Here is a 23,611-nt window from a genome sequence, read left to right as displayed (position 1 = left end):
CACGCGTGATGGGGCGGGCATCGAGAGTGATGCCCCGCCAATCACGAATGATGCCCGCTCAATCACATGTGATGCCCCTAACGTCACCGGGTTCGGGCGGCTTTTCCGCCGACCTTCGGCTTCGCCTTCTTTTCCCGGACGCGAACATTCACCCGAACGGGGCTGCCGGTGAAGCCGAACTGCTCGCGGAACTTGCGCTCGATGAACCGGCGGTAGCCCGCCTCGAGGAAGCCGGTGGTGAACAGCACCAGCGTCGGCGGGCGGATGCCGGCCTGGGTCGCGAACAGGACCTTCGGCTGCTTGCCCGAGCGGACCGGCGGCGGGGTGGCCGCGATTAGGTCGGACAGCCACGCGTTGAGCTGGCCGGTCGGCACCCGCTGGTCCCACGACTTCAGCGCGGTCCGCAGCGCCGGCGCCAGCTTGCGCACCGAACGGCCGGTCAGCGCCGAGATGTTGACCTTCTCCGCCCACGGCACGCGGACCAGGCCGCGGTCGAGCTCGCGGACCATCGCGTGGCGGCGGTCCTCGTCGACCAGGTCCCACTTGTTGAACGCCAGCACGCACGCCCGGCCGGCCTCGACGACCATGGTCAGCACGCGCAGGTCCTGCTCCGACAGCGGCTCGGCCGCGTCCAGCAGCACGATCGCGACCTCGGCCGCGTCGATCGCGGTCTTCGTGCGCAGCGACGCGTAGTACTCGGCGCCGGCGGCGAAGTTGACGCGCTTGCGCAGGCCCGCCGTGTCCACGAACCGCCAGGTCTCGCCGTCCAGCTCGACCAGCGAGTCGACCGGGTCGACCGTGGTGCCCGCGACCGAGTCGACGACCGAGCGCTCCTCGCCCGACAGCTTGTTGAGCAGGCTCGACTTGCCGACGTTCGGCTTCCCGACCAGCGCGACGCGCCGCGGCCCCGACGTCACGGCGCCGCCTTCGCGCGGCGACTCGGGCAGGGCCTCGAGGATGGCGTCGAGCAGGTCGCCGGAGCTGCGGCCGTGCAGCGCGCTGACCGGGTGCGGCTCGCCGAGGCCGAGCGACCACAGTGACGCGGTGTCCGCGAGCAGCCGGTCGTCGTCGACCTTGTTCGCGGCCAGCAGCACCGGCTTCTTCGAGCGGCGCAGCACCCTGGAGACGGCTTCGTCGGTCGCGGTCGCGCCGACGGTGGCGTCGATCACCAGCAGCACCGCGTCCGCGGTCTGCATGGCCAGCTCGGCCTGGGCGGCGACGGAGGCCTGCAGCCCGGTCGCGTCCGGCTCCCAGCCACCCGTGTCGACCAGGGTGAACCGGCGGCCACCCCAGTAGGCGTCGTAGGCGACGCGGTCGCGGGTCACGCCCGGCACGTCCTGCACGACGGCTTCACGCCGGCCGAGGATGCGGTTGACCAGCGTCGACTTGCCCACGTTGGGCCGGCCGACGACGGCGAGCACCGGCTGCCCGAGAGCGGCCTCCTCGGCCGCTTCCGCCGCCTCGATCTGCGCGTCGAGCGCGGCGAATTCGGTCTCGTCGGACCAGGTGCCGTCGATCTCGCCGACGCTGTCAAACTCTTCCATCGGAACCCAATTTCCCTTATACCGCGCCGAATCCGTGTTCGGCACGCCAGTCGTCCAAAGTCTTCACGAGCGCCGCGAGCTCACCGCGCAGCTCTTCGGTGCCCTGGTCGAGCCCGGTTTTCCCGGGACCGACCTTCGGCGTGAACGGCTCGCCCACGAGGATGTCCACCCGCGGCCGGAACCGTCGTTTGCCGTCGGCCGGCTTGAGCGTGCCCCGCGTCGCGACCGGGAGCACGGTCGCGCCGGAGGCCCGGACCAGCCAGGCCGCGCCGCGTTCGGCCGCGCCGACGTCCCCGGCACCGCGGGTGCCTTCGGGGAAGATCCCGACGACGCCGCCGCCCTTGAGCACGCCGACCGCGGTCAGCAGCGGTTTGCGGTCGATCTCGCCGCGCTTGAGCGGGATCTGCCCGATCGCCAGCAGGAACTTCCCGGCGATCCCGCCGAACATCTCGGCCTTGACCAGGAACGCCGAACGCCGCGGCAGCATTCCGAAGATCAGCTGCGGCTCGATCATGGAGCTGTGGTTGGCGATCACGAGCAGCGGCCCGGTGGCGGGGACGCGCTCGCGGCCGTGCACCCGGATGCGGAAGGCCGAGCGCAGATAGTACCGGGCGAAGAGCCGCCCGGCGTCGTGGAGTGCGCCGACGGATCCCTCGGGGAGTCCGTCAGCGCTCATCGAACGACTTCTTCTTTGCACGCCGCGAGCAGGCCGCGGTGGCTGGCCAGCTCGCTGAGGGCGACGATCACCTGGTCGATCGACAGCTCGGAGGTGTCGACGGGCACGGCGTCCTCGGCCGCGCGCAGCGGCGAGGCGGCGCGAGTCGAGTCGAGGTGGTCGCGGCGCTCGACGCTGGCCAGCGCGTCGGCCACGGACGACTGCCGCCCGGCCGCGGTGTCCTGGGTGCTGCGGCGCGACGCGCGGACGTCGGCCGAGGCGGTCAGGTAGACCTTGAGCGGCGAGTCCGGCGCGACGACCGTGCCGATGTCCCGGCCCTCGACGACGATCCCGCCGCGGTGGGAGACGACGTCCTCGATGATCCGCCGCTGCCGCGCGACCAGCAGCTCACGCACGTGCGGCACGGCCGAGACCGGCGAGACGGCCTTGGTGACCTCCGGCCCGCGGATGTCGGCGGCGACGTCCGCGCCGGCCAGGCGGATCTCCGGCCGGTCGGGGCTGGTGCCGATGGTGAACTCGGCGCGGTCGGCGACCCCGGCGACCGCGTCCGGGTCGGCCGGGTCGACGCCGGCGCGCAGCACGGCGAGGGTGACCATCCGGTACATCGCCCCGGTGTCGAGGTAACCGGCGCCGAGGCGCTGGGCGAGCTTGCGGGCGACGGTGGTTTTCCCGGTCCCCGACGGGCCGTCCAGCGCGACCACACCACGTAGGGCTCCCGTCACCGGCACTCTCCTCGCGTTCTCGTCTCGATAGCCGCCGGTGTCCATTCTGCCGGTCGGGGTGCGGAGGAGATCAGTCGCCCCGCGTGCCGAAGCGCGCCACCACGAGCGCGAGGCGCTCGTCACGGTGGGCCGGGGACAGCCGGTGGCCGCGATCCAGCGTCACCAGGCCGTGCAGCGTGCTCCAGAACACCTCGGTCAGCGGCCCGGCGTTCTGCGTCCCGGCCACCGGCTCGATGACCGCCAGGAGCTCGGCGAAGTTCGCCTTCATCACTTCGGGGGTGTCGTCTTCGGCGAACCGCAGCTCGGACGCCAGCGTGAACATCGCGTCGTAGAGCGCGGGTTTCGCATCGGCGAACTCGACGTACGCCGCCGCGACCCCCGCCAGGCCGTCCCGGCGGGCCGTTCCCAGCACCGAGACCAGCTCGGCGAACCCCTCCAGCGCGGCCGCCGCCATGATCGCGTCCTTGCCGCCCGGGAAGTGGCTGTAGAGCACCGGCTGGCTGTACTCGATCAGCGCCGCCAGCTTCCTGGTGGTGACCGCGTCCCAGCCCTCCGCTTCGGCGAGCTCCCTGGCCGCGCTGACGATCCGCTGCGCTCGCTCGGTCCGGTCGCGCACTCGCCGTTGTCGCTGGGTCATACGTCACATGCTAGCACCGCTAGACAAACTAGCGCCGCTAGGTTAGCGTTGCTAGCAATCCTAGCGATGCTAGAAAACACTGGAGGGAACACCATGGTCGTCACCGGTTACGTCCTCGCCGCGATCGTCGCGCTCGGCATCATCTTCATCGGCCTCAACTACGTCTTCGCACCGAACAAGATCGCCGCGGGCTTCGGCTTCGACGAGGTTCCCGAGCACGCGGAGACGTTCCTCAACGTCAAGGGCGGCCGCGACATCGGGGCCGGCCTGATCCCGCTGGCGCTGATGATCTACGGCGACGCGCACGCGCTCGGCTGGGTCATGCTCACCGCGGCGCTCTGGCCGGTCTTCGACATGCTGCTCATCCTGCGCCACCGGGGGAAGAAGGCCATCGCGTTCGGGGTGCACGGCGTGACCGCCGCCGTGATGGTCGTCGCCGCGCTGCTCCTGCTGCTCGGCTGAACACCGCGAATCGGACACGTGGGTTACGGTGGTTGGGTGAACGTCGAAGTAACTCCCCTGCCCGGCATCGGGGTCCGCAAGGACTTCGCCACCCGTACCGGCCGCCGCATCGGCGTCGTCACCCAGCGGGACGGCCACATCGAGCTGATCGTGTCCAAATCGGACGATCCCGATGCCTGCGCCGCCTCGATCCCGCTCACCGCGGACGAGGCCGGCGCGCTGGCCAACCTGCTCGGCGCCCCGCAGCTGGTCGCGCAGCTGACGGAGGAGCACCGGGACCTGCCGGGGATCAGCACGCGGCAGCTGCCGATCAAGCCGTCCGGCCCGTTCGACGGCCGGACGCTCGGCGACACCGCGATGCGCACCCGCACCGGCGTCTCGGTGGTCGCGGTGGCGCGGGCGGGGCAGGTGCACCCGTCGCCGACGCCGGACTTCACGTTCACCGGGGGCGACCTGCTGGTCGCGGTCGGCACGGGCGAAGGGCTCGAAGCCGCCGCCAAGATCCTCAAGTACGGCTGAGCGGCCGATGGACCACACCGCGCTGTCCCTGATCGAACTGGGGGCGGTCTTCTTCGGGCTGGGCGCGCTCGGGCGCCTGGCCGGCAAGATCGGCCTCTCCCCCATCCCGCTCTACCTGCTCGGCGGCCTCTGCTTCGGCCAGGGCGGCCTGATCCCGCTGGGCGACATCGGCGGCTTCACGCACCTGGCCGGCGAGATCGGCGTCGTGCTGCTGCTCCTGCTGCTCGGCCTCGAGTATTCGGCGGCCGAGCTGTTCACCGGGCTGCGCCGATCGTGGACGGCCGGCCTGCTCGACATCGTCCTCAACGCCGCCCCGGGCGCGGCGGTCGCGCTGCTGCTGGGCTGGGGCCCGGTCGGCGCGATGGTGATGGCGGGTGTCACCTACATCTCGTCGTCCGGCATCGTCGCGAAGGTCCTCGGCGACCTGGGCCGCCTCGGCAACCGCGAGACGCCGGTGGTGCTGTCGATCCTCGTGTTCGAGGACCTGGTGATGGCGCTCTACCTGCCGATCCTCACCGCGGTCCTGGGCGGGGTGTCGTTCCTCGGCGGTCTGGAGGCCGTCGGGATCTCGCTGCTGGTGATCACCGTGGTGCTGGTGATCGCGCTGAAGTTCGGCCGGTACGTCTCGGCGGCGGTGGACAGCCCCGACCGCGAGGTGTTCCTGCTCAAGGTCCTCGGCGCGGCCCTGCTGGTGGCCGGCCTGGCCTCGGCGATGCAGGTGTCGGCCGCGGTCGGCGCGTTCCTGCTGGGCATCGCGATCTCGGGTTCGACGGCGGAGAACGCGACGCACCTGCTGGAGCCGTTGCGCGACCTGTTCGCCGCGGTGTTCTTCGTGGTCTTCGGCCTCAACACGAACCCGGCGTCGATCCCGCCGGTGCTCGGCTGGGCGGTGGTGCTGGCGGTGGTGACGACCCTGACGAAGGTCGGCACGGGCTGGTGGGCGGCCCGCCGCCAGAGGATCGGCCGCCTGGGCCGCGCCCGCGCCGGGGCGGCCCTGGTGGCGCGCGGCGAGTTCTCGATCGTGATCGCCGGGCTGGCGGTGACGGCGGGCGCGGTCACCGGCGAGCTGGCGGCCCTGGCCACGGCGTACGTGCTGCTGATGGCCATCCTCGGCCCGACGGCGGCCCGGGTGGTGGAGCCGATCGCCCGCGCGCTGCAACGGAAGTCGGCGACGAAGACGGCCCCGGCCGAGGCGAACTGACGGCTACCGGGCGGCGCCGGATCCGAAGGTGAAGGTACAGCCGGTCGCGACCAGGTCCGTCCCGCCGGCGGAGTACGCGGTACACGTCGCCGTGACGTTGTGGAAGTACGTGTTGTACGGCTGCTGGTTCGAGATGGCGTTGAAGATGGCGATCTTGAAGACGTACGGCGAACCCGCGTCGGAGAACCCCGTGCACGACGTCCCCAGGTGGATCGTGGGCGCCGGGAGGTGCAGGACGCCGATCGAGTACCCCGACGCGCAGGAGGTCGTGGTCGCCGCCGAAGCGGCCGGCGCGGAAGCCAGCGACAGCACCCCGGCCGCCGTCACGACGACGGCGGCCGCCCACGCGGCGCTCGGCTTCATCCGGTCCGGCATGGCGTCTCCTCGTTACGGGGCAACGGAAAATCGAGCCTAACACCGGATTTCCCGGCCGGGATCGGCCTTCCGGGGCAACCGGTCAGCGCAGATCCGCCCGCCCCGCCGACGGCACGTGCGCGCCGCCGGGCGGGGCCGGGTGGGTCGTTGCCGCGGGCGGGATGCCCAGCAGGGGCACCGACAGCGAGGTGCGGGCCAGGTCCAGCGTCACGCGGCCCGGCTGGGCCGGTCCGCGGACGAAGCTGCCGTCCGTGCCGCCGATGATCAGCGCCAGTGCGTGGCCGCGCGGCACGATGTGGTCCGTGGACGCCAGGCGGAACGTCATCGTGTACGCCGTTCCCGGGGTCAACGGGCGTTCCTGCGAGAGGGACGCGTAGTTCGCCAGGTCCGCCCAGCCGCGGCTGATGATCGTGTAGTTCACCTTCTTCACGTCGGCGGAAGCGATCCGGTAGCAGGCGTCGTCACCGGCGGAGGACGAACCCCAGCAGTTCTCCGTGGTGCCCGTCTTGATCCCCTCGCCGCTGCCGGCGAAGTTGCGGATCGTCGCCGCGCCCAGGTCGACCAGCAGGGCCGACACGCGGGCCGACGACGTGCCCGGCGTCGCCGTCACGGTGACCGACGATGTCCCCGACACCTGCAGGTCGGAGGTCAGGGCCCCGGTCGAGTAGGTCAGCGCGGCGCCGCCCGGGCTGGTCACCCAGGTGTCCTCACCCAGGCTCGGGTTGTCGGTGAACGACGCCGTCCCGGACGCCGCCGTGGTGCCGAGCCTGCCGGACGCCCCCGGCCGCAGCGTCGTCGCCGCCACCCCGGCCACCGGGTAGCGGGTCTGGTCCACCCACTGGTCCGGCTGACGCTCGACGCTGGCCTGCGGGCCGTTCTGGACGCCGTTGTCGATGCCGAGCAGGTAGTGGTCGAACCACCGGTGCAGCAGGTCGACCCAGTCCGCGCGCCGGTAGTCGAACGGGTCGACGTGCCCGGTCTGCGACAGCCAGATCTTCTTCTCGACGTTCAGCGCGTCCCACCACTGTCCGAAGTGGATGGTCTTGACGTTGAGGTCGTTGACGCCGTGGGAAAGCAGCACGCTGGCGCGCACGTTCCGCGCGTCGACGACGTAGTCCCGCGCCGCCCACAGCGGCCCGTAGTCGCCGTTCGCGGTGGCTCCGGAAGCCAGGGCCTGGTTCTGCGCCGAGCAGTTCTGCCCGCTGTTGCGCGCTTCGACCGTGCGCGCGAGCCCGTCCGGGTTGAAGCCGAAGGTCGCGCCGTCGGAGCGGTAGTAGTCGTACCAGGAGCTGATCGCCGAGATCGGCACGATCGTCTTGAGCCCGGCGACCCCGGTCGCCGCGACGCCGTTGGCGATCGTGCCGTCGTAGGACTTGCCGATCATCCCGACGTTGCCGCTGGTCCAGCCCGCGGTCACCGCGCTGCCGCCGGTCTTCGCGCTGTAGCCGGTCGCGCGGCCGTTCAGCCAGTCGACGACCTTGCGCGCGGAGCCGACGTCCGACGGGCCGCCGACGTCCGCGCAGCCGGCCGAGCGGTTCGTCCCGGCCAGGTCGACTTGCACCACGGCGTAGCCGCGCGGCACGAAGTAGTTGTCGTAGAACAGCGGGAACTTCACCGGTTTCCCGGCGCTGTCGTAGGTCTTGAGCTCGCTCTCGTTGCCGCGCCCGCAGCACGAGTAGTACGGGCTCGCGTCCATGATCACCGGCACGCCCGCGGCGAGTTCGGCCGGCCGCACGATGTCGGCGGCGACGCGGTCGGAGCGGCCGTCGCCGTCCCCGTCGCGGCCGATGTCGACCCAGACGGTCTCCCGGATCGCCGACGCGTAGTCGTAGCCGGGTTCACTGCCCCGGGGCGCCGCGTGCGCCACCCCGGGGAGGAACGTCGTCAGGAGGATGAGCGCGAGCAGTGCCAGACCGGATCGCATGGCTCCACGCTGGCAGCGACGGCACGCTCCCGCCACGGCGGAAAGTCGGGACTGTGCCGACCGGGCCCCGGCAAGCAGGGGGTCAGAGTTCGACGTTCCGGTAGAGCGCGCCGACCTCGGTCTTCGTCAGGCGCCGGATCGAGCCGACGCGCTGGTTGCCGAGCTGGACGTCACCGACCGCGGTGCGGACCAGCTTCAGCACCGGGTGGCCGGTGTCCTTGAGCAGGCGGCGCACGATGTGCTTCTTGCCCTCGTGGATCACCAGCTCCACCAGCGACTTGCCGGAGTGCATGTCCTTGACGCGGAACTGGTCGACCTTGACGATCCCGTCCGGCAGCTCCCAGCCCTGGCGCAGCTCCTTGCCGAGCCCGCGCGGCACCAGGCCGTCGACCTCGGCGAGGTAGGTCTTGAGCACCCGGTAGGACGGGTGCATCAGCCGGTGCCCGAGGTCGCCGTCGTTGGTCAGCAGCAGCAGGCCCTCGGTGTTCTCGTCGAGCCGGCCGACGTGCACGACCCCGGGCGTCTCCTCGTAGCGGCCGCGCAGGTAGTCGCCGACGCAGGGACGGCCGCGGTCGTCCGACATCGTCGAGTGCACGCCCTTGGGCTTGTTGAGGGCGAGGTAGATGAGGTCGTCGCGCAGGTTCACGCGGGTGCCGTCGACGTGGATGATCGCCGCGTCGGGGTCGACGCGGCGGCCCAGCTCGGTGACGACCTCGCCGTCCACCTCGACCCGGCCGGCGACGATCAGGTCCTCCGCCGCGCGCCGGGAGGCGACCCCGGCCTGCGACAGCACCTTCTGCAGCCGGACGCCGTCGGGGTGTTCACTGGATGTCATCGATGGTGTCCACTTCGGGTAGCAACGGAGCGATCGGGGGCAGGTCGTTCAGTGACGAAAGCCCCAGTCGCTCCAGGAACAGCTCGGTCGTCACGTACAGCGTGCCGGTCGTCTCGGGATCGGTCCCCATCTCCTCGATGAGGCCGCGCGCGAGCAGCGTCCGGATCACGCCGTCCACGTTCACGCCGCGCACCGCGGCGACCCGTGCACGGGTCACCGGCTGCCGGTACGCGATCACGGCGAGGCTCTCCAGCGCGGCCCGGGTCAGCTTCGACCGCTGGCCGTCCAGCAGGAGCTTCTCCACGAACGGGGCATAGACGTCCCTAGTGTAGAACCGCCACCCTTCGCCGACGCGCCGCAGGTCGATCCCGGACGAGCGATCGGTGAACTTCTGCGCCATGGTCCGCAGGGCGACGACGATCCGCGCCTTCGGCTGGCCGAGGGTGTCGGCCAGGAGCTCTTCGCCGGCCGGCGAGTCGACGATGAGCAGCAGCGCCTCGAGGGCGGCTTCGAGGGCCTCGTCGGAGGTGACGTCCGGCATGGCGTCGGCGTCACCGGCGGCGACCAGGCCGGACTCGGGATCGGCGGGCTCGGGCTCGGGTTCGGGCTCGGCAGCAGCTGCCTCGGCGATCGGTTCGACCGGCTCGCCCTCCTCGGTCACGGGCTCGCCCGACAGTGCCTCGTCGAGCGCCATTTCGACCGCGGCCGGTTCCGGCTCGCCCGCCGGCGGCACCGGGGCCTCGGCGACTTCGTTGTTCTCCGGGCTCACCCGTACTCCTCTTCGTCTCCGAACGCGCGGTCGAGCTCGGCCGCCGCGGAGGCTTCTTCCTTCGAGCCGCCCGTCCAGCGGACGTGCAGCTCGGCCAGTGCCTCGCTCTGCTCGAACTGGACCGTCGCCTCGCGGTAGAGCTCCAGCAGCGCCAGGAAGCGCGCCACGATCTCCACCGTGTGCTCGCAGTCGTCGACCAGCTCGCCGAAGGTCGCCTGGCCGCGTTCGGCCAGCATCACCCGCAGCACCGCCGCGTGCTCGCGCACCGAAATGCGGCCCATGTGGATGTGCGCGATCGACACCGTCGGCGGCGGCTTCGGGCGGAACACCGCCACCGCGATGTCCGCGAACTTCTGCGGCGTCACGCCCAGCATCACCTCGGGCAGCAGCCCGACGAACCGCTCCTCCAGCGCCACCGAGCGCGGGTACCGCCGCAGCGCGTTCTGCTCCAGCTCGCCGAACAACGCCGCCACCTGCTTGTACGCGCGGTACTGCAGGATCCGGGCGAACAGCAGGTCGCGGGCTTCGAGCAGCGCGAGGTCGTCCTCGCTCTCCACCTCGGCCGACGGCAGCAGCCGCGCCGCCTTCAGGTCCAGCAGCGTGGCCGCGATGACCAGGAACTCCGTCGTCTCGTCGAGGTTCCAGTCGGTGCCCAGCGCGCGCGTGTACGCGATGAAGTCGTCGGTGACCCGGTGCAACGCCACCTCGGTGACGTCGAGCTGGTGCTGCGAGATCAGCTGCAGCAGCAGGTCGAACGGCCCCTCGAAGTTGGCCAGCCGCACCTTGAACTTCGACGTGCTCAGCTCTTCGGTGTTCGCGCCTTCGGGGATCATCCCGCCGTGCACGGTCTGGTGCTCTTCGGGGACCTCCGGAGCCGGTTCCGGCTCGTCCATCAGCCCTCGGTTTCGCCGCCGTCTGAGCCGACCACCCGCAGCCGCTGGACCAGCACCGATTCCTCGCCGTGCTGGTCGAAGTCGGCCAGCAGCACCGCCACGGCCTCGCGGACCAGCCGGCCGCGGTCGACGACCAGGTCGTGCTTCGCGCGCAGCGTCAGCCGGGCCTGTTCCATGGCCAGGAGCTCGTCGCCGGAGACGTACACGGTGATCTTCGCGTCGTGCTTGGTCCGGCCGGACCCGTGCGGCGCCGCGCTGCGGGCGAGCTGGTCGGAACGGCCGTCACCCGAAGGCTTGGGCTGCTCGACGGGCTCGGGCGGGGCCTGGGGAGGGAGATCGAGGGCGGGACTGGAGGTGATCCTGAAGAGTTCCGACGCTCCGGGCAGGGAAGCGCGCCTGCTCACCGAGCGATCACCTCGCGGGCCAGCTGGCGGTACGCCGCCGCGCCGGCCGACTTGGGCGCCCAGGTCGTGATCGGCTCACCCGCGACCGTCGTCTCGGGGAACCGCACGGTGCGGTTGATGACCGTGTCGAACACGGTCTCGCCGAATGCCTCCACCACGCGAGCCATGACCTCCTTCGAATGCAGGGTTCTCGGGTCGTACATGGTGGCGAGAATCCCCACGATGTCCAGTTTGGGGTTGAGGCGTTCCTGGACCTTCTCGATGGTGTCGATCAGGAGAGCTACGCCTCGCAGACTGAAGAACTCGCACTCCAGCGGGATGATCACGCCGTCCGCGGCGGTCAGCGCGTTCACCGTGAGCAGGCCGAGCGAGGGCTGGCAGTCGACAAGAACATAGTCGTAGTCGTTCATGACCGGACGAAGGACCCGTAACAACGTGTGCTCGCGCCCTACCTCAGCGACGAGCTGGACCTCCGCCGCGGACAGGTCGATGTTGCTCGGCAGCAGGTCAACGCCGTCGACGCGGGTTTTCATCAGCACGTCGGTGGCGCTGACCGACCGCTCCATGATGGCGTTGTAGACCGTCTGGTCCAGCTCGTGCGGCTGGATGCCGAGGCCGACGGCGAGCGCGCCCTGCGGGTCGAAGTCGACGAGCAGCACCTTGCGCCCGTACTCGGCGAGCGCGGCCCCCAGGTTGATGGTCGACGTCGTCTTGCCGACGCCGCCCTTCTGGTTGCACATGGCCATGATCTTGGCCGGGCCGTGCCGGTCCAGCGGCGCCGGATCGGGGTGCTCGCGGATCGGGCGGCCGGTCGGGCCGATGCCCTCCAGCTTCACCTTCTTGCCGTTGCGCTCCTGCGGCTCGTCGCCGTCGTGGAGTTCCGGCGTCGCGATCTTGACGTCGTTGAGGTTCGCCGCCGCCGACCCGGCGGACTCGGCCGGGGTGGCCGGCTGGTTCGGTGTCGACATGGCGAGAAGGCTCCTTGTTCGTCGCGTCCGCCGCAGCCTATGCGCGGAGTCGGAGCCCCGGCAAAGCAACGCGCCGGACTCGACGGGGCAATGTCACTCGACCGTCGGTGCAGGCTACGAAGGCCCTTCGCCGTTTATAGGGCCGTCTAGCCCAGTGCCCGCGGGTGCGCCGTCGCGTACACCTCGCGCAGGGTGTTGACCGTGACCAGCGTGTACACCTGGGTCGTCGTCACCGAGGCGTGGCCGAGGAGTTCCTGGACGACACGGACGTCCGCGCCGCCCTCGAGCAGGTGCGTGGCGAAGGAGTGGCGGAGCGTGTGCGGCGACACGGCGGCGGTGATGCCCGCCCGTCCGGCGGTGTCCTTCAGGACCTGCCACGCGCTCTGCCGCGACAGCCGGCTGCCGCGGGCGTTGAGGAACAGGGCCGCCGTGCCGCGGCCGTGGGCGGCGAGCGCCGGGCGGGCGCGGACGGTGTAGGCGTGCAGCGCGGCGAGCGCGGGACGGCCGATCGGCACCAGCCGCTGCTTGCCGCCCTTGCCGTCGAGCAGCACCGTGCGCTCGGCGTCGTCGACGTCGTCGACGTCCAGGCCGACCGCCTCGGAGATCCGGGCCCCGGTGGAGTAGAGCACCTCGAGCAGCGCCCGGTCGCGCAGCGGGCGCTCGCCGTCCGGCGGCGGGGTCTCGAGCAACCGCAGGACGTCGTCGACGGGCAGCGCCTTGGGCAGCCGCTTCGCCGGGGTCGGCGGCCGGACCTCGCGGGCCGGGTTGTGCTCGGTGAGCCCCTCGGCGTGCGCGAACTTGTGCAGGCCCCGCACGGCGACCAGCGCCCGGGCGGCCGACGACGCGGCGAGCGGCTGGTGCTCGTCGTCGCCCTCGCGCAGGGCGGCGCCGAAGGCCGTGACGTGCGCGGAGGTGACGTCGGCGACCTTCGCGACGCCCAGCCCGTCCAGGTGCGCGGCGTACCGGCGCAGGTCACGGGCGTAGCTGTCCAGGGTGTTGCGCGCGGTCCCGCGTTCGACGGCCAGGTGGTCGAGGTACGCGGCGATCACGCCGTCCGTGCTGCCCGGGCCTGCCACGCCGTCACCTTAGGCCGCCCGGGGCTCGTGACCCGGCAGAAACCCCGTTCCCGGCGCCACGCGGTTACCGTGGATCCATGGAGTCCGACCAGCTCCGCATCGGCACCGCCGAGCGCGAGGAAGCGGCGAGGCTGCTCGCCGACCACTTCGGCATGGGCCGCATCACCCCGGACGAGTACGAGATCCGGGTGACCGACGCCTACGCGGCGGCCACCCTGGGCGACCTGCGGCCGCTGTTCCGCGACCTGCCGCACCCGCACCCGGGGTTCTTCGGGCCGCCGCCGTCCCCGATGCCGCTGACGGCACCGCTGCCGATGCCGGTGTTCCCGCCGCCCTCGATGCCCGTGCCGATGCCGTACGGGCCGCCGCCCGTGGTGTATTCGCACCGGTCGAAGACGGTGGCCGGGGTGCTGCAGATCGTGCTGCCCTTCGGCATCGGCCGGTTCTACACCGGGCAGACCGGCCTGGGCCTGGCCCAGCTCTTCGCCACCTGCTGCACCGGCGTCGGCATCCTGTGGCCGATCATCGACGGCATCCTGCTGCTGGTCAACGGCGGTTCCGACGCCGAAGGCCGCCCGCTGCGCCCCTGATCCGGGGCGCAGCGGAGCCGGCTCAGGCTTCCCTGCGCTTGGCGAACGCCGTCGGGCGGTCGGCCCACGGGGCGTCCGCCGGGCGGGCCGAACCCGCGCCGGTGAGCACCGCGTGCGTGGCCAGCACCCCCGACACCGTGGCGCCGTTGAGCAGCTCGCCCGCCAGCGCCATCCGGACCGCCTCGGCGAGCGGGAACTTGCGGATCACCAGGTCCGCCTCCTCCTCGCCGAGCACCTCGCGGTCCACTTCGGACAGTCCGCGGGCCAGGAAGACCCGGACCACCTCGTCGGTGAACCCGGGCGACGCGGCGACGTCGACCAGGGTCACCCAGTCGTCGGCGGCCAGGCCGACCTCTTCGACGAGCTCGCGCCCGGCCGTGCCGACCGGGTCCTCGCCGAGGTGGTCGATCAGGCCGGCCGGCAGCTCCCACAGCCGGTGCCCGATCGGGTGCCGGTACTGGTGGATCAGCGTGACCTGCTGGTCCTCGTCCAGCGCGACGATCGCCACCGCGCCCAGGTGCTCGATCACCTCGCGGGTCGCCGTGCCGCCGCCCGGCATCACCACCTCGTCGATGCGCAGGCCGACGACGCGTCCGATGTGGACGTCCCGGCTGGCCGCGACGCTGAACTCGTGCTCGCCCGGCGCGGTCACCGGGCCGCCACCGAAGCCTCGGGCAGCTCGACCGGCAGCCGCTCGGCGACCTTGCGGTCCACGACGGCCTTGACGAACGCGCTGAACAGCGGGTGCGGCCGGGTCGGGCGGCTCTTGAGCTCGGGGTGTGCTTGCGTGCCGACGAAGAACGGGTGCTTGTCGGCGGGCAGCTCGACGAACTCGACCAGGCGGTCGTCCGGCGAGGTGCCGGAGAAGACCAGGCCCGCGTCGGTGAGCTGCTTGCGGTAGGCGTTGTTGACCTCGTAGCGGTGCCGATGGCGCTCGGACACCTCGGTGGTGCCGTACGCCTTCGCGACCTGCGAGCCCGCCTTGAGCTTCGCCGGGTACGCGCCGAGCCGCATGGTGCCGCCCATGTCCCGCTCCCCCGCGACGACGTCACGCTGGTCGGCCATGGTCGAGATCACCGGGTGCTTGGTGTTCTCGTCGAACTCCGACGAGCCCGCGTCCTCGATGCCGGCCAGGTGCCGCGCGGCCTCGATGACCATGCACTGCAGGCCGAGGCACAGCCCGAGCAGCGGGACGCCGCGGGTGCGCGCGTACTCGATCGCGCCGACCTTGCCCTCGATGCCGCGGATGCCGAACCCGCCCGGGATCAGCACACCGTCCACATCGGACAGCACGGAGGCCGCGCCGGACGCGGTCTGGGCGTCGTCGGAGGCGACCCAGACGATCTCGACCTTGGCGCGGTGGGCGAACCCGCCCGCACGCAGGGCCTCGGTGACCGACAGGTAGGCGTCCGGCAGGTCGATGTACTTGCCGACGACGGCGATCCGGACGATCTCGCTCGGGTTGTGCACCCGGTCGAGCAGGTCGCCCCACACCGTCCAGTCGACGTCGCGGAACGGCAGCCCGAGGCGGCGGACGACGTAGGCGTCGAGCGCCTCGCCGTGCAGCACCTTCGGGATGTCGTAGATGGACCGCGCGTCCGGGCAGGCGATGACGGCCTCGGTGTCGACGTCGCACATCAGGCCGATCTTGCGCTTGAGGTCCTCCGGGATCTCCCGGTCGGCCCGGCAGACCAGCGCGTCGGGCTGGATGCCGATGTTGCGCAGCGCGGCGACCGAGTGCTGGGTCGGCTTCGTCTTGAGCTCGCCCGACGGCGCCAGGTACGGCACCAGCGAGACGTGCAGGAAGAAGCAGTGGTCGCGGCCGACGTCGTGGCGGACCTGGCGGCAGGCCTCCAGGAACGGCAGGGACTCGATGTCGCCGACCGTGCCGCCGACCTCGGTGATCACGACGTCCGGCGCCTGGCCGTTCTCGTCCGGCTCGGCCGCGGCGGTGATCCGGGCCTTGATCTCGTCGGTGATGTGCGGGATGACCTGCACGGTGTCGCCGAGGTACTCGCCGCGGCGCTCCTTGGCGATCACCTCGGAGTAGACCTGGCCGGTGGTGACGTTGGCCTTGCCGTCGAGATCGCGGTCGAGGAACCGCTCGTAGTGCCCGATGTCGAGGTCGGTCTCCGCACCGTCGTCGGTGACGAACACCTCACCGTGCTGGAACGGGTTCATCGTCCCGGGGTCGACGTTGAGGTAGGGGTCGAGCTTCTGCATCGTGACGCGAAGCCCGCGCGCGGTAAGGAGCTGACCCAGGCTGGAAGCCGTGAGTCCCTTACCCAGAGAGGAGGCGACGCCTCCGGTGACAAAAACGTACTTGGTTGCCCGTGACTGAAGTCCCACGGGCCGCCAGCATATCCCACCGCTGCGGATCCGCGCGCTGTGACATGCCCGGGACGCCGGATATGACCGCCGCCACCCGTGCGGGTGACGTCAGGCCGCGACCTTCGCCGGGCGCAGCCGCGGCCGTCCGGTGAGCGCGCGGCTGCCCGGCAGCCGCCGCAGGACCTCGACCATGACGACCGTCAGGGCGATCGTCGCGACGTAGATGATCACGCTCAGCCACGGCGCCCCGAAGCGCTCGGCCACGTGCGGGATCGCCGGCCCGAGCAGGGCCAGCGCCAGCGGGTGGACGAGGAAGACGCTGAACGACCGGTTCGCCGCCCACGACACCAGGCGGGCCCCGCGGCTGCCTTCGCGCCGGCGCGCCGCCCACCACGTGCTGAACGCGTAGATCGCCGCGATCACGGTGACGAACCACGGGATCAGGTACGGCTGGAACGGGTCGCTGGCCACCTGCGGGAAGGTTCCACTGTGGACAGTGCGGAGGTAGTACCACTCGGTGCCGGCCAGCACGGCGACGAGCGCGGCGCCGAGCAGCCGCCGGTGCCGGCCCGCCCAGGCGTGCACGGTCTCGAAGTGCATGGCCACCACGGCGCCGAACAGCGTGTAGAACTGGTACGGCACGATCGTGGCGTACAGGTGGGTGATCGTCTCGTAGCTCACGCCCAGCGGCTGGTAGGTCATGAACAGCGTCACGCCGACCTGGACCAGCCCGCTGCCGAGCAGCAGCCACTTGTGCCTGCCTTCGGTGGCCCGCAACAGCTTCATCAGCAGCGGGAAGAGCAGGTAGACCTGCATCGTCACGAGCAGGAAGTACAGGTGGTACCAGGCGCCGCCGGTGACCAGGTCCTTGAGCAGCAGGCGCATCGACGCCTCGAGCGAGCCCGGCTGCTGTTCGCCGGTCACCAGCGAATACGCCCAGAAGAACATCGACCAGGCCAGGTAGGGCGTCGCGACCAGCGGCAGCCGCTTGCGCCAGAAGTCGCCCGGGGTGATCTCGCGGCCGCGGTTCTGGAACACCAGCACGAACCCGGTGAGCGCGAAGAACGCCTCGCGGGTGAAGTGCAGCGGCGTCTCGACCGCGTTGGCGCCGACGTCCTGCGCGAAGTTCGTCGCGCCCACCACGTGGATGAGGATGACGCAGGCGAACGTGACCAACCGGAACAGGTCGATCTGGTGCAGGTAGGGCGCTTTGCCGCCCGGTCTCGTGCTGCGGGCGGGGGCTTCGAGCGTGGCCTGGGCAGTCGTCATCGTGCCGCCGATCCGGCACCGTCGTCGGCGTGGTTCACGTTCTCAGACTTGCCACCCATTCTGTGAATTTCCCATGAAGCCGCTGGGAAGCGCCTGTTGGCCGGGGCTTTGCGGGCTGTTGGATATGCCACTTCCGCTCAAGGAGCGAACGCCCCGCGATCATGTTAACGCGTGAGTGTGCTGGTACGCAGCGTGACCTTCGTCATCAAGCTGTGACCTGCGGAAAGAGCGACCGCAGGGTGACGTCCCGGTTGACGCGTACGTGCTCCACCGCGGACGCCTTCGCCCGCTCCGCGTCCCCCGACGCGATGGCCTCGTACAGCCGGCGGTGCTCGTCGAGCAGTTCGGTCCAGTGCTCGTTCTGGCTCGTGAGCCAGCGCAGCCGGCCCTCGAGAGGCTGGAGCATGGTGGACAGCAGCGCGTTGCCCGCGATGGCAACGATCTCGTCGTGGAAGCGCGAGTTCAGCACGGTGATCCGGGCCGCGTCGCCGCGCGCCGTCGCCCGGGCGGCGTCGGCGAGGACACGCTCGAGGCGCTTCAGCTCCGCCGCGCCCGCGCGGGCGGCCGCCAGCCCGGCGGCCAGCCCTTCGAGGGCCTCGCGGACGTCGAACAGCTCCTCGACGTCGACGCGCGCCAGCTGCCGGACGACGACCCGCCGCGGCGACTGGACGACGAGGAACCCCTCGGCCTCCAGGCTGCGGATGGCCTCGCGGACCGGCACCCGCGACACGCCGAGGTCTTCGGCCAGCTCGCGCTCGACCAGCCGGTCGCCCGGGCGGAGCCGGCCGGTCAGGATCCGTTCGCGCAGCTGCTCGCGGACCCGCTGCCGGGTGGCCGCGAGGGGTTGCCGCTCGTTCACCGCGCCCCCTCCCTCAACATCGCCGTAACCGGCCGTTACACGAGTTTATCGGCCGGAGGGTTGACTCGGGCGGACACCGGGGTGATATTTGGGATTCCAAAGTTTGGTATCCCAAATCGCCGTCCCTGCACGTCGATCGGAGGGCCCGCATGACCGCCGCCCCACTCACCGATGCCTCGCACGAGACGACCACCCCGCCCGATCCCCGGCTGTGGAACGAGGACCTCGCCCCCGCGAAGGAACGCCGGTGGAAGGTCTACGACATCTTCGCGCTGTGGATGTCCGACGTGCACAACCTCGGCAACTACACCTTCGCGGCCGGCCTGTTCGTGCTCGGCCTGTCGGCCTGGCAGGTCTTCACCGCCCTGCTGTTCGGGTTCGTCGTCATCTACGCCGGCATGAACCTGATGGGCCGGATCGGCCAGCGCACCGGCGTCCCCTTCCCGGTCGTGGCGCGGATCAGCTTCGGCACCTTCGGTGCCAACCTGCCCGCCCTGATCCGCGCGGTCATCGCGATCTTCTGGTACGGCATCCAGACCTACCTCGCCAGCGTCGCCATCACGCTGCTCGCGCTGGCCATCGACCCGGGCCTGAAACCGCTGACCGAGCACGGGTTCCTCGGCCTGCACGCGCTCGGCTGGATCTGCTTCGTCGCACTGTGGGCGGCCCAGGCGCTCATCCTGACCCGCGGCATGGAGTCGGTGCGCAAGTTCCAGGACTGGTGCGGCCCGGCGATCTGGGTGGTGATGATCGCCCTCGCCGTCTGGATCCTCGCCGCGGGCCACTGGAACATCTCCTTCACCAGCAGCCCGAAACAGCTGTCCACCGGGGAGCAGATCCGGCAGTGGTTCGGCGCGGCCGGCCTCATCCTGGCCACCTACGGCACGCTCATGCTCAACTTCTGCGACTTCTCCCGCTTCGCCCCCGACCAGAAGACGGTGAAGCGCGGCAACTTCTGGGGCCTGCCGATCAACTCGACGGCGTTCGCGCTGCTGTCGGTGATCGTCACCGCGGGCAGCATGCAGGTGTTCGGCGAGGCCATCACCGATCCGGCCGAGCTGCTGGCCAAGGTGCACAACACGCCGGTGCTCATCGTCGGCGCGCTGACGTTCGCCATCGCCACGATGGGCGTCAACATCGTCGCCAACTTCGTCTCCCCCGCCTACGACCTGGCCAACATCTGGCCGAAGCGGATCACCTTCACCATCGGCGGGATGATCAGCGCGGTCGCGGCCCTGTGCGTGCTGCCGTGGAAGCTGTACTCCTCGCCGGCGGTGGTCAACTACTTCCTCGGCGGCCTCGGCGCGTTCCTCGGCCCGCTGTTCGGCATCATGATCGTCGACTACTACCTGATCCGGCGCGGCAAGGTCGACGTCGCCCAGCTGTTCGTCGACGGCGGGCTCTACCCGCGGGTGAACCCGCGCGCCCTGGTGACGTTCTTCCCGACCGCGGCGCTGTCCGCCGTCATCGCTCTGGTGCCGTTCTTCGCGCCGGCCGCGCCGTACTCGTGGTTCATCGGGACGGCGTCCTCGGCGGCAATGTACTACGCGGTGTCGAGGAAGCATCGATGAGAATCGTCGTGACCAACTGCAACACCACCGAGGCGATGACGAAGGAGATCGAAGCCGGGGCCCGCGCGGCCGCGAGCCCCGGCACCGAGATCCTCGCGCGCACGCCGAAGTGGGGCCCGGAATCGGCGGAAGGCTGGCTGGACAGCTTCCTGTCCGCGGCGGCCGTGCTGGACCTGCTGCGGGGCCTGGCCGAACCGTTCGACGCCGTCGTGCTCGCCGGGTTCGGCGAACACGGCCGCGAGGGCGCGCGCGAACTGCTGGACGTCCCGGTCGTCGACATCACCGAGGCCGCCGCGCACCTGGCCTGCCTGCTCGGCCGCCGCTACGGCGTGGTGACCACTTTGGACCGGACGTGCGGGCTGATCGAGGACAGCCTGCACGCCGCCGGCGTCGCGCAGAACTGCGTCACGGTCACCGGGGCCGGGCTCGGCGTGCTGGAGCTGACCGACGAACGCCGGACGGAGTCGGCGTTGCTCACCGCGGGCCGCCGCGCCCGGGACGCGGGCGCGGAGGTGCTCGTGCTCGGCTGCGCCGGGATGACGGGCCTGGACCGGAAGATCGCGACGATGCTGGACATTCCCGTCATCGACGGCGTCGCGGCCGCGGTCCGGCTCGCGGAGTCCCTCGTGGCGCTGGGGCTGAAGACGAGCCGCGCGGGCTCGTACGCACGGCCGATCGACAAGCGCCGCACCTGGCCCACGGATTGACACCCGCCGCACGAGGACGTCAGAATCCCTGCAGCCGTACCGCCGCCCGGTGACGACGTGGGGATTCCGACATCCCCGGAAGGCGGTCGACGTGCGCAGAGTTCTCGGCGTGCTGGCGGTTTCCGTCAGCGTGCTCCTGGTCCCGATCAGCGGGACGGCGGTCGCCGCGCCGCCACCGCACACGATCGTCACCGACGGCGCCAAGCTCGCGAAGGTCAAGCAGGCCATCCGTAGCGGCCACGCCACCAAGGCCCAGCAGGACGCGCTGAACGCCGTGCTGGCCAAGGCGAACACCGCGCTGACGGCCGGGCCGTGGTCGGTCATGGACAAGCCGTCCGCCCCGCCGAGCGGTGACAAGCACGACTACACGAGCCAGGCGCCGTACTGGTGGGCGAGCCAGCCGAAGACGCCGGAGAACCCGCAGGGCTGCCCGTACGTCAGCAAGGACGGCCAGCGCAACCCGGAGGCCGACGCGATCACCGACCACACCTACCGGATGTGGGCGTGGGACGCGATGTACTACCTCTCGCTGGCCTGGTACTACACCGGCGACGCGAAGTACGCGAAGCGGGCGGCGCTGGACATCCGGACCTGGTTCCTCGACCCGGCCACCAAGATGAACCCGAACATGACCTACAGCCAGATCATCCCGTGCAGGACCGCGATCAGCGGCACCGGGATCATCGACTCGACGCAGTCGTTCAGCCAGCTGATGGACGCGTTCGCGCTGCTCGACGGCGGCGCGCCGGGCTGGACCGGGAAGGACCGCTCCGGGATCAAGGCGTGGCTCACGCAGTACCTGAACTGGATGCAGACCAGCCCGCAGGCGAAGCTGGAACTGGCCGCCACCAACAACCACGGCACGTTCCTCGACATGCAGAACGCGACCATCTCGGCGTACCTGGGCCACCGCGACGCCGCCCGGAAGATCGTGCTGGACACCGAGCAGAAGCGGTTCCCCGTGCAGTTCGCCGCCGACGGCAGCCAGCCGCTCGAGCTGTCGCGCACGATGTCGTGGCACTACGTCAACTTCAACCTCACCGCGTGGGGCCGGCTCGCGGAGGTCGGGAAGAACCTCGGCGTCGACGTCTGGAAGTACCGGGCGCCGAACGGGGTGACGCTGCGGAAGGTCGTCGACCAGCTGATCCCGGGTGCGCTGCAGGGCGCGGCGGGCTGGCCGCACCAGCAGATCGGCGTGTTCGACCAGTCGATCGCGGCGGACATCTTCCACGCGGCCGCCGAAGAGGCGCACGACGCCGACGCGGCGTCCGCCCTGAAGCAGATGCCGTTGCCGGCCGGTGGCGACACGTGGCCGGTGCGCGTGTCGTGCTTCCCGCTGGACCCCCCACTGAAGTAGGGCGGTGTCCCCGAAAATCCGGACACCGCGTCCCATAGCGCACGCCCACGGTAATTGGTCTAGTCCAAAGTATTGACACCGGGTGTCCGCGCGCGCACATTCGTGAACGGGGCCGGACCCGCTCGTGAACGACCATCGCGTACGCCCTCTCCCGCGCCGTCGCGGCCCGGGAGAGGGCCGTCCGCCTGCGCGAGGAGACGCCATGCAGCGAAGATTCGCCCTGGTCGCCGCCGCGGCCGCCGCCGTCGTGATCGGCGGGCTGACCGTCGCCGGTCCGGCCGCACCGGGAGCGGCCGCCGCGACCTCCGGCGGGGTCCGGATCGCCTACTACGACCAGTGGAGCATCTACCAGAACGCCTACTACCTGAAGAACGTCGACGCCATCGCGGGCAACATCGACTACCTGCTCTACGACTTCGAGAACATCGATCCGGGCAATCTCACGTGCTTCGAAGCCACGAAGGCGACGACGCCGGACCCGGGCGGGGAAACCGATCCGAACGCCGGCGACGGCGGCGAGGACCAGTTCGCCGACTACCAGAAGACGTTCGGCTCCGACATCAGCGTCGACGGCACCGCCGACACGTGGAACCAGCCCATCGTCGGCAACTTCCACCAGCTGCAGGAGCTCAAGGCGAAGCACCCGAACCTCAAGGTGCTGCTGTCGATCGGCGGCTGGACGTACTCGAAGTACTTCTCCGACGCCGCCGCGACCGACGCCTCCCGCAAGAAGTTCGTCAGCTCCTGCCTCGACATGTTCATCAAGGGCAACATCCCGGCGTCCGGCGGCTACGGCGGCCCGGGCACGGCGGCCGGGATCTTCGACGGCATCGACATCGACTGGGAGTACCCGGGTTCGCCCACCGGGCACGTCGGCAACCACTACAGCGCCGCCGACACCGCCAACTACACCGCGCTGCTGGCGGAGTTCCGCAGCGAGCTGGACGCGTTGGGCGGCAAGCACTACGCGCTCTCGGCCGCGTTGCCGGGCGGGCAGGACAAGATCGCGAAGCTCCAGACCGACAAGATCGGCCAGTACCTGGACTTCGGCAACGCGATGACCTACGACATGCACGGCGCGTGGGACGCGACCGGGCCGACGAACTTCCAGGACCCGCTGTACTCGTCGCCGAACGACCCGTCGGGCACGATCCCACCGGGCACCGAGAAGTACACGACCGACTCGGTGATCAAGGACTACCTGCACGGCAACAGCGCCTACGGCATCGCGGGCGGCTTCCCGGCGGGCAAGCTGACGCTGGGCATCCCGTTCTACTACCGCGGCTGGACCGGCGTGCCGGCCGGCTCGAACCACGGCCTCTACCAGTCGGCTTCGGGCCCGTCGCCGGGCCACGCCCTGAGCGGCAACGTCCCCGGCGTCGCGATGTACAAGGAACTGACCGGCGTCGTCGACAACCCGGCGGACACGTACTGGGACCCGGTCACGCAGTCGGCCTGGTTCTACGACGGGACGAACTTCTACGGCGGCTCGTCGGCGCAGTCGATCAAGGCCCGCACCGACTACATCCACTGCACGGGGCTCGGCGGCGCGATGATGTTCTCGCTCTACGACCTCGACCCGGGCTCGACGTTGTTCCACGCGGTGGTCAACGGCCTCGCGGCCTCGACGCCGAACTGCTCGGCGCCGCCGACCACGACACCCACCACCCCGCCGACAACTCCGACCACGCCCACCACTCCGACGACCCCGACCACACCGCCGACGACCACCACGACTCCGCCGTCGATTCCCGCGTGGGCCCCGAACACGGCCTACGCGACGGGAGCGAAGGTGACCTACAACGGCATCACGTACACGTGCCGCCAGGGCCACACCTCGCTGGTGGGCTGGGAACCGCCGAACGTCCCGGCGCTCTGGCTGGCCGGCTGAAAGACCTCGTGAGTGGGAAACAGTGTTAGAA

24 protein-coding genes are annotated in these 23,611 nt (G+C 70.8%); 8 read left to right on the top strand and 16 right to left on the bottom strand.

Annotation, left to right across the window (positions count from 1 at the left end; all coding sequences use genetic code 11):
* Nucleotides 1-83: 83 nt before the first annotated feature.
* The 4 genes from der to ABZW17_RS18905 all read right to left on the bottom strand — a co-directional run bounded on the left by der (nt 84) and on the right by ABZW17_RS18905 (nt 3,558).
* Nucleotides 84-1,544 (bottom strand): ribosome biogenesis GTPase Der, encoded by a 1,461-nt coding sequence (gene der / locus ABZW17_RS18920; RefSeq protein WP_354815201.1) that lies wholly within the window; start codon nt 1,542-1,544, stop codon nt 84-86.
* Between the two features lie 16 nt (nt 1,545-1,560).
* Entirely contained in the window at nt 1,561-2,220 is a 660-nt protein-coding gene (locus tag ABZW17_RS18915) for a lysophospholipid acyltransferase family protein (RefSeq protein WP_354815199.1), read from the bottom strand.
* A complete protein-coding gene (gene cmk, locus ABZW17_RS18910; RefSeq protein WP_354815679.1) occupies nt 2,217-2,921 on the bottom strand; it encodes a (d)CMP kinase in 705 nt (234 codons plus the stop codon). Before cmk ends, ABZW17_RS18915 begins: the two co-directional genes overlap by 4 nt.
* Before the next feature lie 91 nt (nt 2,922-3,012).
* Nucleotides 3,013-3,558, bottom strand: a complete 546-nt coding sequence (locus tag ABZW17_RS18905; RefSeq protein WP_354815676.1) for a TetR/AcrR family transcriptional regulator — start codon at nt 3,556-3,558, stop codon at nt 3,013-3,015.
* A gap of 114 nt (nt 3,559-3,672) precedes the next feature.
* Here ABZW17_RS18905 and ABZW17_RS18900 point away from each other — a divergent pair, with 114 nt between their 5' ends.
* The 3 genes from ABZW17_RS18900 to ABZW17_RS18890 are packed head-to-tail and all read left to right on the top strand — an operon-like array spanning nt 3,673 to nt 5,761.
* The gene (locus ABZW17_RS18900; RefSeq protein ID WP_354815196.1) at nt 3,673-4,041 is read left to right on the top strand and encodes a DUF4267 domain-containing protein; all 369 of its coding nucleotides are present in this window, start codon (nt 3,673-3,675) and stop codon (nt 4,039-4,041) included.
* Nucleotides 4,042-4,077: 36 nt separating this feature from the next.
* Nucleotides 4,078-4,560, top strand: a complete 483-nt coding sequence (locus tag ABZW17_RS18895; protein ID WP_206796708.1) for a cation:proton antiporter regulatory subunit — start codon at nt 4,078-4,080, stop codon at nt 4,558-4,560.
* Nucleotides 4,561-4,567: 7 nt separating this feature from the next.
* The gene (locus ABZW17_RS18890; RefSeq protein ID WP_354815192.1) at nt 4,568-5,761 is read left to right on the top strand and encodes a cation:proton antiporter; all 1,194 of its coding nucleotides are present in this window, start codon (nt 4,568-4,570) and stop codon (nt 5,759-5,761) included.
* Nucleotides 5,762-5,764: 3 nt separating this feature from the next.
* Here the strand turns inward: ABZW17_RS18890 and ABZW17_RS18885 are convergent, their stop codons facing one another.
* From ABZW17_RS18885 to xerD, 8 genes are all read right to left on the bottom strand, one after another.
* Nucleotides 5,765-6,136 (bottom strand): hypothetical protein, encoded by a 372-nt coding sequence (locus tag ABZW17_RS18885; protein WP_354815189.1) that lies wholly within the window; start codon nt 6,134-6,136, stop codon nt 5,765-5,767.
* A gap of 82 nt (nt 6,137-6,218) precedes the next feature.
* Nucleotides 6,219-8,060, bottom strand: a complete 1,842-nt coding sequence (locus ABZW17_RS18880; RefSeq protein WP_354815186.1) for a Xaa-Pro dipeptidyl-peptidase — start codon at nt 8,058-8,060, stop codon at nt 6,219-6,221.
* Nucleotides 8,061-8,142: 82 nt separating this feature from the next.
* On the bottom strand, nt 8,143-8,895 hold the full coding sequence (locus ABZW17_RS18875; RefSeq protein ID WP_354815183.1) for a pseudouridine synthase: 753 nt from the start codon (nt 8,893-8,895) through the stop codon (nt 8,143-8,145).
* Nucleotides 8,882-9,664: an SMC-Scp complex subunit ScpB gene (scpB, locus tag ABZW17_RS18870; RefSeq protein ID WP_354815180.1), complete on the bottom strand. Its 783-nt coding sequence runs from the start codon at nt 9,662-9,664 to the stop codon at nt 8,882-8,884. The genes ABZW17_RS18875 and scpB overlap by 14 nt, the downstream gene beginning before the upstream one ends.
* Entirely contained in the window at nt 9,661-10,557 is an 897-nt protein-coding gene (locus tag ABZW17_RS18865; protein WP_354815177.1) for a segregation/condensation protein A, read from the bottom strand. Before ABZW17_RS18865 ends, scpB begins: the two co-directional genes overlap by 4 nt.
* Nucleotides 10,557-10,961: a cobyrinic acid a,c-diamide synthase gene (locus ABZW17_RS18860; protein WP_354815174.1), complete on the bottom strand. Its 405-nt coding sequence runs from the start codon at nt 10,959-10,961 to the stop codon at nt 10,557-10,559. The genes ABZW17_RS18865 and ABZW17_RS18860 overlap by 1 nt, the downstream gene beginning before the upstream one ends.
* Nucleotides 10,958-11,929 (bottom strand): ParA family protein, encoded by a 972-nt coding sequence (locus ABZW17_RS18855; protein WP_354815171.1) that lies wholly within the window; start codon nt 11,927-11,929, stop codon nt 10,958-10,960. Before ABZW17_RS18855 ends, ABZW17_RS18860 begins: the two co-directional genes overlap by 4 nt.
* A gap of 146 nt (nt 11,930-12,075) precedes the next feature.
* The gene (gene xerD / locus ABZW17_RS18850) at nt 12,076-12,978 is read right to left on the bottom strand and encodes a site-specific tyrosine recombinase XerD (RefSeq protein ID WP_354815673.1); all 903 of its coding nucleotides are present in this window, start codon (nt 12,976-12,978) and stop codon (nt 12,076-12,078) included.
* A 104-nt stretch (nt 12,979-13,082) separates the two neighbouring features.
* Between xerD and ABZW17_RS18845 the strand changes: the two genes are divergently transcribed.
* Nucleotides 13,083-13,595 carry a DUF1707 domain-containing protein gene (locus ABZW17_RS18845; protein ID WP_354815168.1) on the top strand — a complete coding sequence of 171 codons (513 nt, stop codon included), beginning with the start codon at nt 13,083-13,085 and terminating at the stop codon, nt 13,593-13,595.
* 22 nt (nt 13,596-13,617) lie between these two features.
* Here the strand turns inward: ABZW17_RS18845 and ABZW17_RS18840 are convergent, their stop codons facing one another.
* The 4 genes from ABZW17_RS18840 to ABZW17_RS18825 form a co-directional block, all read right to left on the bottom strand.
* The gene (locus tag ABZW17_RS18840) at nt 13,618-14,247 is read right to left on the bottom strand and encodes an NUDIX hydrolase (RefSeq protein ID WP_354815165.1); all 630 of its coding nucleotides are present in this window, start codon (nt 14,245-14,247) and stop codon (nt 13,618-13,620) included.
* Nucleotides 14,244-15,944 (bottom strand): CTP synthase, encoded by a 1,701-nt coding sequence (locus ABZW17_RS18835; protein WP_354815162.1) that lies wholly within the window; start codon nt 15,942-15,944, stop codon nt 14,244-14,246. The genes ABZW17_RS18840 and ABZW17_RS18835 overlap by 4 nt, the downstream gene beginning before the upstream one ends.
* Nucleotides 15,945-16,034: 90 nt before the next feature.
* Nucleotides 16,035-17,195, bottom strand: coding sequence for an acyltransferase (locus tag ABZW17_RS18830; RefSeq protein ID WP_354815159.1), 1,161 nt, complete (start codon nt 17,193-17,195; stop codon nt 16,035-16,037).
* A 205-nt stretch (nt 17,196-17,400) separates the two neighbouring features.
* Nucleotides 17,401-18,054 (bottom strand): GntR family transcriptional regulator, encoded by a 654-nt coding sequence (locus tag ABZW17_RS18825; RefSeq protein WP_354815156.1) that lies wholly within the window; start codon nt 18,052-18,054, stop codon nt 17,401-17,403.
* Nucleotides 18,055-18,203: 149 nt separating this feature from the next.
* On the opposite strand from ABZW17_RS18825, the gene ABZW17_RS18820 reads away from it, so the two are divergent.
* From ABZW17_RS18820 to ABZW17_RS18805, 4 genes are all read left to right on the top strand, one after another.
* Entirely contained in the window at nt 18,204-19,625 is a 1,422-nt protein-coding gene (locus ABZW17_RS18820) for an NCS1 family nucleobase:cation symporter-1 (RefSeq protein WP_354815153.1), read from the top strand.
* Complete coding sequence (locus tag ABZW17_RS18815; protein ID WP_354815150.1) at nt 19,622-20,332, top strand: aspartate/glutamate racemase family protein; 711 nt, start codon at nt 19,622-19,624, stop codon at nt 20,330-20,332. Before ABZW17_RS18820 ends, ABZW17_RS18815 begins: the two co-directional genes overlap by 4 nt.
* Before the next feature lie 91 nt (nt 20,333-20,423).
* Complete coding sequence (locus ABZW17_RS18810) at nt 20,424-21,689, top strand: alginate lyase family protein (protein ID WP_354815147.1); 1,266 nt, start codon at nt 20,424-20,426, stop codon at nt 21,687-21,689.
* 202 nt (nt 21,690-21,891) lie between these two features.
* Nucleotides 21,892-23,580 carry a glycosyl hydrolase family 18 protein gene (locus ABZW17_RS18805; protein WP_354815144.1) on the top strand — a complete coding sequence of 563 codons (1,689 nt, stop codon included), beginning with the start codon at nt 21,892-21,894 and terminating at the stop codon, nt 23,578-23,580.
* The last annotated feature ends 31 nt before the right edge of the window (nt 23,581-23,611 follow it).

This window comes from Amycolatopsis sp. NPDC004625 (assembly GCF_040609695.1).
Taxonomy (GTDB): domain Bacteria; phylum Actinomycetota; class Actinomycetes; order Mycobacteriales; family Pseudonocardiaceae; genus Amycolatopsis.
Note: the sequence above shows the minus strand (reverse complement) of the source record. Positions and strands in the feature narration are given on the sequence as shown.

What these genes read in the sequence shown, in the direction of transcription:
- der (WP_354815201.1), bottom strand. Translation starts at nt 1,544, where the DNA reads ATGGAAGAGTTTGACAGCGTCGGCGAGATCGACGGCACCTGGTCCGAC.
- ABZW17_RS18915 (WP_354815199.1), bottom strand. Translation starts at nt 2,220, where the DNA reads ATGAGCGCTGACGGACTCCCCGAGGGATCCGTCGGCGCACTCCACGAC.
- ABZW17_RS18900 (WP_354815196.1), top strand. Translation starts at nt 3,673, where the DNA reads ATGGTCGTCACCGGTTACGTCCTCGCCGCGATCGTCGCGCTCGGCATC.
- ABZW17_RS18890 (WP_354815192.1), top strand. Translation starts at nt 4,568, where the DNA reads ATGGACCACACCGCGCTGTCCCTGATCGAACTGGGGGCGGTCTTCTTC.
- ABZW17_RS18885 (WP_354815189.1), bottom strand. Translation starts at nt 6,136, where the DNA reads ATGCCGGACCGGATGAAGCCGAGCGCCGCGTGGGCGGCCGCCGTCGTC.
- ABZW17_RS18880 (WP_354815186.1), bottom strand. Translation starts at nt 8,060, where the DNA reads ATGCGATCCGGTCTGGCACTGCTCGCGCTCATCCTCCTGACGACGTTC.
- ABZW17_RS18875 (WP_354815183.1), bottom strand. Translation starts at nt 8,895, where the DNA reads ATGACATCCAGTGAACACCCCGACGGCGTCCGGCTGCAGAAGGTGCTG.
- ABZW17_RS18865 (WP_354815177.1), bottom strand. Translation starts at nt 10,557, where the DNA reads ATGGACGAGCCGGAACCGGCTCCGGAGGTCCCCGAAGAGCACCAGACC.
- ABZW17_RS18855 (WP_354815171.1), bottom strand. Translation starts at nt 11,929, where the DNA reads ATGTCGACACCGAACCAGCCGGCCACCCCGGCCGAGTCCGCCGGGTCG.
- ABZW17_RS18845 (WP_354815168.1), top strand. Translation starts at nt 13,083, where the DNA reads ATGGAGTCCGACCAGCTCCGCATCGGCACCGCCGAGCGCGAGGAAGCG.
- ABZW17_RS18830 (WP_354815159.1), bottom strand. Translation starts at nt 17,195, where the DNA reads ATGACGACTGCCCAGGCCACGCTCGAAGCCCCCGCCCGCAGCACGAGA.
- ABZW17_RS18820 (WP_354815153.1), top strand. Translation starts at nt 18,204, where the DNA reads ATGACCGCCGCCCCACTCACCGATGCCTCGCACGAGACGACCACCCCG.
- ABZW17_RS18815 (WP_354815150.1), top strand. Translation starts at nt 19,622, where the DNA reads ATGAGAATCGTCGTGACCAACTGCAACACCACCGAGGCGATGACGAAG.
- ABZW17_RS18805 (WP_354815144.1), top strand. Translation starts at nt 21,892, where the DNA reads ATGCAGCGAAGATTCGCCCTGGTCGCCGCCGCGGCCGCCGCCGTCGTG.